Here is a 12,145-nt window from a genome sequence, read left to right as displayed (position 1 = left end):
CACAATTTCAGGCTCCGGGGGCACTTGTGGCCAACTCGGACCACTCGGAGCGAGACTTCATGACGTTTTGGCAATTGGTTTTGCACCTGTTCAATTTTGCCCTGCCCGCTTTGGCCATGGCGCTGTTCATGCCTTGGGCCGGGCGCTGGGTCATCGGGCTAGGCCGGGCCAGCCTGCGCCGCCGCATGGGGGTGCAGGCCCTGTGCGGGCTGGCGGTGCTGGTGGGTGGGCTGTTGCTGCACGGCCAGGACGGCAAGATGAGCACTTACATCGCCCTGGTGCTGGTGGCCGCGACGGCCGAGTGGTTGATGCAGCGCGGCTGGGCCGCCAAGTAAGACCAACCTGCAGACCATCTTGTGTGGGCCCACGCCCCTTGGTTTCAGATGGCCCCTGGTTTCAAACCGGGCTGAACAGGTCCACCCGGTCGGTGATGATGCCGTCGGTGCCCAGAGCCAGCAGGTGCTGTGCGGCCCAGTCGTCGTTGACGGTGTAGCTCAGGCACCGCATGCCTGCGCCGTGGACTTGGGCCACGGTGGCCGCGTCCCACAGCGCATAGTTGGCCACCACGGCCACGCAGCCCAGCGCCTGGGCTTTTTCAAACCAGCCGTCCCACAGCGTGTCGACCAGCAGGCCACGGGGTAATTCAGGAGCGGTTTGCTGGGCGGCGGCCAGGGCCTCGGGTTTGAACGAGGACAGGAGCGGTGGCACGGCAGCGCCCTCCCACAGTCGAGCGGCCAAGCGGGCCACTGCCTCGCCTGTGGCGGCTTCGGTGCCTGGCGTGGGCTTGATTTCGATGTTGAGGAGGTAACGGTTGGCCAAGCAAAACCGTGCTAGCGCTTCGAGCGTAGGCAGGGCCTCGCCTGCGTAGGTGCGTGAATGCCAACTGCCCGCGTCCAGCTGCGACAGGGCATGCCAGGGCAGCTCACCGCCGATGCCTTGGGCCTTGGTGGTGCGCTCCAGCGTGGTGTCGTGCATCAGGAAGACCACGCCGTCGGCGCTGAGCTTGGCGTCGCATTCAAACATGCGGTAGCCGTGCGCCGCGCCCAGCCGGAAGGCGGTCAGGGTGTTTTCCGGGGCGAGCTTGCCAGCACCCCGGTGCGCGATCCAAAGCGGGTAGGGCCAGGCGGGAAGGGGGGCGGCGGTGGCCAATGTCTCGGGTTTCATGCCGTGGCGATGCGTTGACCGGTTTGGGCGTCAAACCAATGCAGTTTGTCCGCGCGGGGGGTGATGCAAAAGGACTCGCCAGCTGAAGGGGCGGGCAGGGAGGCGTCCAGGCGCAGCGTGAGGTTTTCTGTGCCCAAACGGGCGTGCACCAGCCGCTCAGCGCCAAGCAGCTCCACGGTTTCCACCTGCAAAGGCCAACCTGTGGGCGTGATGTCCATGTGCTCAGGGCGAATGCCCAGGATGCGGCCTGCAGGGGTGTCAGGCGCTTGTTGGAGCAAGTTCATGGGCGGTGAGCCAATGAAGCTGGCCACAAAGGTGCTGGCCGGGCGGTTGTAGACCTCTTCGGGCGTGCCGAACTGTTCCATGTGGCCGCCATTCATCACGATCATGCGCTGGGCCAGGGTCATGGCTTCGACCTGGTCGTGCGTCACAAACAGGCTGGTGATGCCGAGCTCGCGGTGCAGCTTTTGAATTTCGAGGCGCGTCTGGGCGCGCAGCTTGGCGTCCAGATTCGACAGCGGCTCGTCAAACAAAAAGACTTGGGGCTGGCGCACGATGGCGCGGCCCATGGCCACGCGCTGGCGCTGGCCGCCGGACAGCTCGCGCGGCTTGCGCTGCAAGAGGTGGGAGAGTTCCAGAATGCCTGCGGCCTTGTCCACCCGGGCCTTGATCTCGTCCACTGGCACTTTGGCGATTTTCAGGCCATAGGCCATGTTGTCGAACACGCTCATGTGCGGGTACAGCGCGTAGTTCTGGAATACCATGGCGATGTCGCGCTCGGCCGGCTCAAGGTCGTTCACCACGCGATCGCCAATCGAAATCGTGCCACCCGAGATGTCTTCCAGGCCCGCCACCATGCGCAGCAGGGTGGATTTGCCGCAGCCAGAAGGCCCGACGATGACCACGAACTCGCCGTGTGCGATCTGAGCACTCAGGTCGTGGATGACGGTGTTGGCCTTGGCCCCTTGGCCATAGGTTTTGAGGATGTGAGAGAGGGTGATGGCAGCCATATGTTTTTTTAATCAGACGAGGACAGAGCAACGCTTCGCATTGGTCTGTCCCCGGGTCCATTATTTTTCGGTATCAACCAGGCCCTTGACGAACCATTTTTGCATCAGGATCACGACCAGCGCCGGGGGCAGCATGGCCAAAATCGCGGTGGCCATGACCACGTTCCATTCGGTGTAGGCCTCGCCAGCGATCAGGCGTTTGATGCCCATGACCACCGGGTACATGTCTTCGTTGGTGGTCACCAAGAGTGGCCACAGGTATTGGTTCCAGCCGTAGATGAACTGGATCACAAACAGCGCCGCAATCGAGGTGCGTGTCAGCGGCAGCAGGATGTCGATGAAAAACCGCATCGGCCCCGCGCCGTCCATGCGGGCGGCTTCCACCAGCTCGTCGGGCACCGTCAGGAAAAACTGCCGGAACAAAAACGTGGCCGTGGCCGAGGCGATCAGCGGCACCGTCAGGCCCGCATAGCTGTTGAGCATGCCCAGGTTGGCCACCACTTCGTAGGTGGGGCCGATCCTCACTTCGACCGGCAGCATCAGGGTGACAAAAATCATCCAGAACACCAGGTTGCGCAGCGGAAAGCGGAAATACACGATGGCAAAGGCCGAGAGCAAAGAGATGGCGATCTTGCCAATGGCAATGACCAGTGCACTGACCAGGCTGACCCACATCATGGGGGCTGCCGCCGGGATGCGGCTGCCTGCGCTGGTTTCGCCGCCAAACAGGGCGGTTTTGTAAGTTTCCAGGGCGTGACTGCCGGGCCACATGGACATGGGTACCGATTGGGCGATCTCGGTGGCGCTTTGGGTCGAGGCGATGAAAGTCAGGTACAGCGGGAAGGCCACGATCACCACCCCCAGGATCAGCACCAGGTGGGACAGGACCGTGAGGCCGGGGCGTTTTTCAATCATGGGGCGGGCTCAGTACTGGACTTTTTTCTCGACAAAACGGAACTGCACCACCGTCAGCGCCACCACGATCAGCATCAGGATGACCGACTGAGCGGCCGAGCCGCCCATGTCCAGCGCCTTGAAGCCGTCGTAATAAACCTTGTAGACCAAAATGGCCGTGTCTTTGCCGGGACCGCCCTGGGTGGTGGCGTCGATGATGCCGAAGGTGTCAAAAAAGGCGTAGACCACGTTGATCACCAAAAGGAAAAACGTGGTGGGCGACAAGAGCGGGAACACGATGGTCCAAAAGCGGTGCCAGGGGCTGGCCCCGTCGATGGCCGCCGCCTCCAGCAGGGATTTGGGGATGGACTGCAGCCCCGCCAGGAAAAACAGGAAGTTGTAGGAGATTTGCTTCCACACGGCGGCCACCACGATCAGCGTCATGGCGTGGCCCGAATCGAGCAGGTGGTTCCACTCGATGCCCACCGAGCGCAGGTAAAAAGCGATCACGCCCATGGGCGAGGCGAACATGAACAGCCACAGCACGCCCGCCACCACCGGGGCCACGGCATAAGGCCAGATCAGCAGGGTTTTGTAGATGGCAGCGCCCTTGAGCACGCGGTCGGCCATCACGGCCAGCAGCAGCGAAATGCTCAGGCCGGAAAAAGCCACCAGCAGAGAAAAAACCGCCGTGGTCTTGAAGGATTCGAGGTAAGTGCTGTCGGCAAACAGGCGCTCAAAATTTTCCAGGCCGACAAATTCGGTGCTGGTGCCAAAAGCATCTTGCGACAGCACGCTCTGGTAAAGCGCCTGCCCGGCTGGCCAAAAAAAGAACACCAGCACGATGGCCATTTGTGGCGCGATCAAAAGCCAAGGCAACCAGCGGGATTGAAATCGAACGCGTTTTTCCATAGGGGCAGAGTTTAGGCGAGCCACAAAAGCTCAAAAAGCAGGGGCGCGTGGCCCCTGCTTTCAAGTCAAGACCCGGGCATTAAGCGGCCCGAGGAGGTTGTTACTTGTTGGCTTTTTCAAAGCGTTCCAATTGCTCGTTACCGCGTTTGACCGCTGTATCCAAGGCCTCTTGGGGGGATTTTTTACCCGACCAAACCTGTTCGAGTTCTTCGTCGTTGATGGTGCGGATTTGCACAAAATTGCCCAAACGGATACCGCGCGACTTGTCGGTTGTTTTGCGGATCATCTGGTTGACAGAAACGTCAGTGCCTGGATTTTGCTTGTAAAAGCCGCTTTTGTCGGTCATTTCGAACGAAGCGGGTGTCAAAGGCAGGTAACCCGTGCGCTGGTGGCTGCGCGCGTCCACTTCGGGCTTGGACAGGTGGGCAAAGAACTGGGCCACGCCCTTGTATTCGTCGGCTTTTTTGCCCGACATCACCCACAGGCTGGCGCCACCGATGACGGTGTTCTGTGGCGAACCGGCCACATCCGGGTAATAAGGTAATGTGCTGATGCCGCTGGCGAACTTGGCATTGCGCTTGATGTTGCCGTAAAGCGCTGAAGAGCCCGTCATCATGGCGCACTCGCCAGATACAAACACGGCATCGGCAGCATTGCCGCGACCTTTGTAGACGAACAAACCGGTTTTGGCCATGTTGGCCAAGTTATCGATGTGGCGCACATGCAGTGGCGTGTTGTAAGTCAGGCGTGCGTCGATGCCACGCATGCCGTTGCCCTTGGTGGCGAATTCGGTGTTGTGCCAGGCCGAGAAGCTCTCCAGTTGAGTCCAGCTCACCCAGCTGGTGGTGAAAGGGCACCTGTGGCCACTGGCTTTCAGTTTTCCAGCGGCCAACGCCACTTCTGGCCAAGTTGTGGGTGGCTTTTCTGGGTCCAGGCCGGCGGCCTTGAAGGCATCTTTGTTGTAGTGGAAAACAGTGGTTGAGCTGTTGAAGGGAAAACTCAGCATCTGGCCGCTGGGGGCTGTGTAGTAGCCAGCCACGGCAGGCACGTAGTTTTTGGGGTCAAACTTGACGCCAGCATCCGACATGATTTTGCCAACGGGCACGATGGCGCCTTTGCTGGCCATCATGGTGGCGGTGCCCACTTCAAACACCTGCAAAATGTGCGGCGCATTGCCCGCACGGAAGGCGGCGATGGCCGCGGTCATGGACTCGTCGTAGCTGCCCTTGAACGTGGGCACAATTTTGTACTGTGTCTGGCTGGCATTGAAGTCTTTGGCATGGTCGTTGACCCATTCGCCAAGAGCGCCGCCCATGGAGTGCCACCATTGAATTTCAACCTGGGCCTGGGCTGACACGCTGGCCAGACCCAAGGCGAGGGCGGTGAGGGAGAGTTTGAGTTTCATGCGGGCTCCTGAAAGGGGTAAAACAAGAAAGAATCGACCGCTTGGGGTGTCCAAGCCTGAAGGCCATCGCCTTATATTGGGGCCGATTCACATGTCGTTGGGATTAAAACCATGTGAAAAAACCATGACAACCCGGACTTTCCATGAGTCCAGACCCTTGGGCGACAGGTGTCCCTCTCCTTGGCGTGTGTTTGTTGCACTGCGGTAACATTCAGCCTCAGCCGGTTTGATACTTGTTTCGGGTCTGGCTGACAGCGTCTTCAGCGACGCGTATGACTGAGCCTAGCCCCCATGAATGCACCCACCACGCTCCAACTTTTGATGCAAGCCGATGCCGATGCGCCGCGCCTGCGCGAGATTCCTTACAACTACACCAGCTTCTCGGACCGCGAAATCGTGCTGCGCTTGCTGGGCGAGTCGGCTTGGGATCTGCTCAATGAACTGCGCGGAGAACGCCGCACGGGCCGCTCTGCCCGCATGCTGTACGAAGTGTTGGGCGACATTTGGGTGGTCGAGCGCAACCCCTATTTGCAGGACGACCTGCTGGACAACCCGGGCCGCCGTAAATTGCTGGTCGAGGCCTTGCACCACCGCTTGGGCGAGGTGCAAAAGCGCCGCACCCCTGAGGTCGACACGGCCCGCGATGCTTTGGTGGGCCAACTGCTGGCCATGGCCACCCAGGCCGTGACGCAGTTCAGCGAGCGTTTCACCCGCATGGCCAAGCTGCGCAGCCAGGTGCAAAAGACCTTGGGCCGCCTCACGGCCAAGGACAACATCAAGTTCGACGGCCTCTCGCGTGTGAGCCATGTGACCGACGCCACCGACTGGCGCGTGGAATACCCCTTTGTGGTGCTGACCCCTGACTCTGAAGTCGAAATGGTGGGGCTGGTCAAAGGCTGTATCGATTTGGGCCTGACCATCGTCCCTCGGGGCGGCGGCACGGGTTACACGGGCGGCGCTATTCCCTTGACCTGGAAGAGCGCGGTCATCAACACCGAAAAGCTCGAAGCCATGACCGAGGTCGAGATGGTCGACCTGCCCGGTATTGCGCACAAGATTCCCACCATTTACTCCGAAGCCGGAGTGGTGACCCAGCGCGTGGCCGATGCGGCCGAGCGCGGTGGTTTTGTCTTTGCGGTGGACCCGACATCGGCCGAAGCCAGCTGCATTGGCGGCAACATCGCCATGAACGCGGGTGGCAAAAAAGCGGTTTTGTGGGGCACGGCGCTCGACAATCTGGCCAGCTGGCGCATGGTCACCCCTGACGCCGAATGGCTGGACGTGGTCCGCATGGACCACAACATGGGCAAGATCCACGACGCCGAGGTCGCCACCTTTGAGTTGCGTTACTTCAAGGCCGATGGCAAAACCCCGATCCGCACCGAAACCCTGGTGATCCCGGGCAAGACTTTCCGCAAGGAAGGCCTGGGCAAGGACGTGACCGACAAGTTCCTGAGCGGCTTGCCCGGTGTGCAAAAAGAAGGCTGCGACGGCCTGATCACCAGCGCCCGCTGGGTCGTGCACCGCATGCCCACCCACACCCGCACCGTATGCATGGAGTTCTTTGGCCACGCCCGCGAGGCGGTGCCCAGCATCGTCGAGATCAAAGACTTCATGTTTGCCGAGCAAAAGCGCACCGGCACCGTGATGGCGGGCCTGGAGCACTTGGACGACCGCTATTTGCGCGCAGTGGGTTACTCCACCAAGAGCAAGCGCGGCGGCTTTCCCAAAATGGTTTTGATCGGCGACATCGCCGGTGACAACGCCGACGACGTGGCCAAAGCCACGTCCGAGATCGTGCGCATCGCCAATTCGCGCAGCGGCGAAGGCTTCATCGCCATCAGCCCCGAGGCGCGCAAAAAGTTCTGGCTGGACCGCAAAAAAACCGCCGCCATTTCGCGCCACACCAACGCCTTCAAGGTCAACGAAGACGTGGTCATTCCGCTGCCGCGCATGGCCGAGTACACCGACGGCATCGAGCGCATCAACATCGAGCTGAGCCTGCGCAACAAGCTCAAACTTTGCCGCGAAATCGAAGCCTTTTTGGAGCGGGGCAACCTGCCGCTGGGCAAGCAAGACGACGCCAGCGACATCCCTTCTGCCGAGTTGCTGGAAGACCGCGTGGCGCAAGCCCTGGCGGTGGTGCGGGAGGTGCGTGCGCAGTGGCAAGGCTGGTTGACCGATGTCGACACGCTGTTTCCGCAGCTGCAAGAGCACAGCCTGCGGGCCAGCTGGAAGACACAAATTCGCCCGGCTTTCCAGAACATCTTCTCCGGCTCGGCTTTCCTGCCGATCCTGAATGAGGTCAACGCCATTCACCAGCGCGTGCTCAAAGGCCGCGTGTGGGTGGCGCTGCACATGCACGCCGGTGACGGCAATGTGCACACCAACATCCCGGTCAACTCCGACAACTACGAGATGCTGCAGACCGCGCACGAGGCGGTGGCCCGCATCATGGTGCTGGCCCGCAGCCTGGACGGTGTGATCTCGGGCGAACACGGCATTGGCATCACCAAGCTGGAGTTTTTGACCGACGCCGAATTGGCCAACTTCACCGCCTACAAAGCCAAAGTGGACCCCGAAGGGCGCTTCAACAAAGGCAAGCTGCTGCGTGGCGCGGCCCTGACGGGCTTGGGCGACGATGTGCACGCGGCTGACCTGACACACGCCTACACCCCCAGCTTTGGTTTGATGGGCCACGAATCGCTGATCATGCAGCAGTCGGACATTGGCGAGATCGCCGCCAGCGTGAAGGACTGCCTGCGCTGCGGCAAGTGCAAGCCCGTGTGCGCCACGCATGTGCCGCGTGCCAATTTGCTCTACAGCCCGCGCAACAAGATTTTGGCGACCTCTTTGCTGGTCGAGGCTTTCCTTTATGAGGAGCAGACGCGCAGGGGCATCTCGATCAAGCATTGGCAAGAGTTTGAAGACGTGGCCGACCATTGCACCGTCTGCCACAAGTGCCTGACGCCTTGCCCGGTGAACATCGACTTTGGCGATGTGTCCATGAACATGCGCAATCTGCTGCGCAAAATGGGGCAAAAGAGTTTCAGGCCTGCGGCTGAGTTTCAGTCCTGGTTCATCGGCACAGCCAGTCCGAATGCGATTGCATTGGGTCAGGCTTTGACCAAAATCAGTTTCAAGGCGCAACGCCTGGGCAACCGTGTGTTGAATGTATTTGCCCGTCAACAAACCAAGACACCTCCTGCAACGGTGGGCCTTCCGCCCATCAAGGAACAGGTGATTCATTTCATCAACAAAAAAATGCCCGGAGGCCTGCCTAAAAAGGGTGCCCGCGCTTTGTTGGACATTGAAGACAAAGATTACGTCCCCATCATCCGGGACCCTAAAACCACGAATGCTGAGACCGAAGCGGTGTTTTATTTCCCCGGCTGTGGTTCGGAGCGCCTGTTCAGCCAAGTGGGCTTGGCGACGCAGGCCATGCTTTGGCACGCGGGTGTGCAGACCGTGCTGCCGCCGGGTTATTTGTGCTGCGGTTATCCACAAAAGGGTTCTGGCCAGTTCGACAAGGCCGAGAAGATCATCACGGATAACCGGGTGCTGTTCCACCGCGTGGCCAACACGCTCAATTACCTCGACATCAAGACCGTGGTAGTCAGCTGCGGCACCTGCTACGACCAGTTGCAGGGCTACGAGTTCGACAAGATTTTTCCGGGCTGCCGCATCGTGGACATCCACGAATACCTGCTCGAAAAAGGCATCAAGCTCGAGGCACAGGGCGCTTATCTGTACCACGACCCCTGCCACAGCCCGATGAAGCAGCAAGAACCCATGAAGACCGTCAAGGGCTTGTTGGGTGATCAAGTGCTCAAGTCGGACCGTTGCTGCGGCGAGAGTGGTGGTTTAGCTTCTTCGCGGCCCGACATCTCGACTCAAATTCGCTTCCGAAAAGAAGAGGAAATTCGCAAAGGTGAGCTTGCTTTGCGTCAATCAGGTGCGGTTAAGGCCAATGAAAACGTCAAAATTCTCACGTCTTGCCCGAGCTGTTTGATGGGTTTGAACCGTTACCAGGACGACCTGCAAAACGGCCTGCTCGAAGCCGACTACATCGTGGTCGAGATGGCCAAGCACATCCTGGGCGAAAACTGGATGCCCGAATACGTGAGTGCCGCCAATGCGGGCGGCATTGAGCGCGTGCTGGTGTAAGGCCAGCACGCAACCCGACAGCAAGATTTCGAAAGCAAAAGATGGCCGGATTGAAAAAAGACATGCCCCACCCCGAGTCACTGACCCTGCACGGTCAGACCCGGGTGCTGGAGATCGGGTTTTCTGATGGGGCGCAGTTCCGCATCCCGTTTGAGCTGATGCGCGTGTACTCGCCCTCGGCCGAGGTGCAAGGCCACGGCCCTGGCCAGGAAGTGCTGCAAACCGGCAAGCGCGAGGTCGGCATTGTCGAGATCGAGCCTGTGGGCAACTACGCGGTCAAGCCCACTTTTTCTGACGGGCACGAGTCGGGCCTGTTCACTTGGGAGTACCTGTACTTTCTGGGCGACCAGGAAGCGGCTCTCTGGAAGCAGTACGAAGATCGCTTGCAAGCAGCGGGCATGAGCCGCGACGCGCCCATGGTCGAAGCCTCCGCGGGTGGCAGCTGCGGTCACAAGCACTGAACTGTCCGGCGTCTGAGATCGGCTTGCTCGACCCCGGCCGGTGGTGGTTTGACGTTTTGACCGTCGTGATCGTTTGTTCGTCAGCCGGAGACCTGTGACAGGGTTTGTGCCATCGCCTGGACGCGGGCTTTGGCGATCTGCTCGCCAATTTGTGGGCCTTTGAGGCCTTGCGCAGCCGCTGCCTGGGCAATCGGCGCGGTCTCGACCGAGAGCGCTGCCTGTTGGGCTTTCCACAAGCGTTCAGCTTGCGGGTAAGCCGCATCGGCAAACCCCAGTCGTCCGCGCGCGTCGCACTCACAGGCTTGAAGCACCAGCGCAAATCGCTCGGCTTGGCGAATGGCATCGCAGCGCTCCAGCAGGCGCATCACGGCTTGGGCATTCAGCTCGGCGCTGCGGTGGATGTTGCCGTGCTCACGCGCCACCACCTCGGCCAGCTCTTTGCAATCGGTGGGCACGCGCAGGCGCTCGCACACCTTTTGCAGCAACTTGACGCTGCGCCCTTCGTGACCGATGTGCCTGGGCAGCACGTCGGCAGGCGTGTTGCCTTTGCCCAGGTCGTGCATCAGGCAGGCCACACGCACTGGCAGCGGCATGTTCAGGCGAGCGCTCATGTCCATCACCAGCATCATGTGCACGCCCGTGTCGATTTCGGGGTGGTATTCAGGGCGCTGCGGCACGCCCCACAGGCGGTCCAGTTCGGGCAGCAGCACCTTCAGGGCTCCGCAGTCGCGCAGCACCTCCAACATGCGCGAGGGTTTTTCGCTCATCAGCCCGCGTGCCAGTTCTTGCCAGACGCGCTCGGGCACCAGGTGGTCGACCTCGCCGTCTTCGACCATCTGGCGCATCAGCGCCAAGGTGTCGGGGGCAACTTCGAAGTCGGTGAAGCGGGCCGCAAAACGTGCCACGCGCAAGATGCGCACCGGGTCTTCGGCAAAGGCAGGGGTGATGTGGTGCAGTCGCTTGGCGCGCAAGTCGGCCAGGCCACCCCAGGGGTCGATGACTTCGCCAAGCCAGGCGGGCGTCGTGTGTGCCTGGGCATGTGCAGTGGTTTTTCCGGATTCAGGCGGGGCGACGGCATTCAAGGCAGAAGCCATTGCTTCAGGCAAGGCCATGGCGTTGATGCTCAGGTCGCGCCGCGCCAGGTCCTCTTCGAGCGTGACTTCGGGGGATGCCTGCACCGCAAAGCCTTTGTAGCCTCGCGCTGTCTTGCGCTCGGTGCGGGCCAGGGCGTATTCCTCGCGGGTCTGCGGGTGCAAAAACACCGGAAAGTCCTTGCCCACCGGCACATAGCCTTGTGCGGTCATGGCCTCGGGCGTGCTGCCCACCACCACCCAGTCGCGGTCGTTGACGCTTCGGCCCATCAAGGCATCGCGCACTGCACCGCCGACGACAAAAACCTGCATGACCGCAGCTGCCTTCAGCGAGACACCCGGAAGGGCTCTTCGAAGTCGATGAAGTCCTGCTCGTCCAGTGCGTCGTCCATCCAGGCCTTCACGCCGGGCAAGGCGCACACACGGTCCATGTAGGCGGCCACATCGGCTGGCACGGGCAGGGCATAAGTTTTCAGGCGCATGACCACCGGGGCAAAGTAGGCGTCGGCCACGGTGAAGTGGCCAAACAGCATGGGGCCGCCGTGTTCTCTGATCAGGCCGCTCCACAGGCTGCAGATGCGCGCCAGATCGGCGCGCACGGCGGGCTTGTCCCGCAGGGCGAGCGCGCCGACATCAGGCAGATGCGCTTCGATGTTCATGGGGCAGGCGCTGCGCAGGCCCACAAAGCCGCTGTGCATCTCGGCGCAGATGCTGCGGGCGCGTGCACGGGCAGCGCGGTCCGCAGGCCAAAGCTGCTTTTCAGGGAATTGCTCGGCCACATATTCCGCAATCGCCAGGGTGTCCCACACGGCCAAGCCATCGTGCACCAGCACAGGCACCTTGCCCACCGGGTTGACGTCCTTGAGCGCAGCCTTGAACTGCGAGTCGGGCGCGAAGCTGTCAAAGCGGACAAAGACCTCGTCAAAGGCGATGCCCGCCTGACGCAGCAGCACCCAGGGGCGCATGGACCAGGATGAATAATTTTTGTTGGCAATGTAAAGCTTGAGCATTGTTTTTCCCGTGATTCAATAGCCACATGTT

The 12,145-nt window shown here is 61.0% G+C and carries 10 protein-coding genes; 3 read left to right on the top strand and 7 right to left on the bottom strand.

Annotation, left to right across the window (positions count from 1 at the left end; translation table 11 throughout):
- Window positions 1–59 precede the first annotated feature (59 nt).
- Window positions 60–335, top strand: coding sequence for a hypothetical protein (locus tag AMM33_RS12440; protein WP_090141712.1), 276 nt, complete (start codon window positions 60–62; stop codon window positions 333–335).
- A 61-nt stretch (window positions 336–396) separates the two neighbouring features.
- Here AMM33_RS12440 and ugpQ read toward each other — a convergent pair whose 3' ends face one another.
- The 5 genes from ugpQ to ugpB form a co-directional block, all read right to left on the bottom strand.
- Window positions 397–1,164: a glycerophosphodiester phosphodiesterase gene (gene ugpQ / locus AMM33_RS12435; protein ID WP_090141637.1), complete on the bottom strand. Its 768-nt coding sequence runs from the start codon at window positions 1,162–1,164 to the stop codon at window positions 397–399.
- Entirely contained in the window at window positions 1,161–2,174 is a 1,014-nt protein-coding gene (gene ugpC, locus AMM33_RS12430) for a sn-glycerol-3-phosphate ABC transporter ATP-binding protein UgpC (RefSeq protein WP_090141636.1), read from the bottom strand. The genes ugpQ and ugpC overlap by 4 nt, the downstream gene beginning before the upstream one ends.
- Before the next feature lie 60 nt (window positions 2,175–2,234).
- The gene (gene ugpE, locus AMM33_RS12425; RefSeq protein WP_090141635.1) at window positions 2,235–3,089 is read right to left on the bottom strand and encodes a sn-glycerol-3-phosphate ABC transporter permease UgpE; all 855 of its coding nucleotides are present in this window, start codon (window positions 3,087–3,089) and stop codon (window positions 2,235–2,237) included.
- 9 nt (window positions 3,090–3,098) lie between these two features.
- A complete protein-coding gene (gene ugpA / locus AMM33_RS12420; protein WP_090141634.1) occupies window positions 3,099–3,980 on the bottom strand; it encodes a sn-glycerol-3-phosphate ABC transporter permease UgpA in 882 nt (293 codons plus the stop codon).
- Between the two features lie 100 nt (window positions 3,981–4,080).
- Complete coding sequence (gene ugpB / locus AMM33_RS12415) at window positions 4,081–5,385, bottom strand: sn-glycerol-3-phosphate ABC transporter substrate-binding protein UgpB (protein WP_090141633.1); 1,305 nt, start codon at window positions 5,383–5,385, stop codon at window positions 4,081–4,083.
- A 291-nt stretch (window positions 5,386–5,676) separates the two neighbouring features.
- Between ugpB and AMM33_RS12410 the strand changes: the two genes are divergently transcribed.
- Both AMM33_RS12410 and AMM33_RS12405 read left to right on the top strand, forming a co-directional pair.
- Window positions 5,677–9,552: a DUF3683 domain-containing protein gene (locus AMM33_RS12410; RefSeq protein ID WP_090141632.1), complete on the top strand. Its 3,876-nt coding sequence runs from the start codon at window positions 5,677–5,679 to the stop codon at window positions 9,550–9,552.
- A gap of 41 nt (window positions 9,553–9,593) precedes the next feature.
- Entirely contained in the window at window positions 9,594–10,013 is a 420-nt protein-coding gene (locus AMM33_RS12405) for a gamma-butyrobetaine hydroxylase family protein (protein WP_090141631.1), read from the top strand.
- A gap of 80 nt (window positions 10,014–10,093) precedes the next feature.
- Here the strand turns inward: AMM33_RS12405 and AMM33_RS12400 are convergent, their stop codons facing one another.
- Both AMM33_RS12400 and AMM33_RS12395 read right to left on the bottom strand, forming a co-directional pair.
- A complete protein-coding gene (locus AMM33_RS12400) occupies window positions 10,094–11,416 on the bottom strand; it encodes a multifunctional CCA addition/repair protein (protein WP_090141630.1) in 1,323 nt (440 codons plus the stop codon).
- Between the two features lie 14 nt (window positions 11,417–11,430).
- Complete coding sequence (locus tag AMM33_RS12395; protein ID WP_090141629.1) at window positions 11,431–12,114, bottom strand: glutathione S-transferase family protein; 684 nt, start codon at window positions 12,112–12,114, stop codon at window positions 11,431–11,433.
- Window positions 12,115–12,145: the final 31 nt, after the last annotated feature.

This window comes from Limnohabitans sp. DM1 (assembly GCF_001269385.1).
In the GTDB taxonomy this organism is placed as follows: domain Bacteria; phylum Pseudomonadota; class Gammaproteobacteria; order Burkholderiales; family Burkholderiaceae_C; genus Limnohabitans_A.
This window is presented reverse-complemented; position numbering and strand designations above follow the sequence as displayed.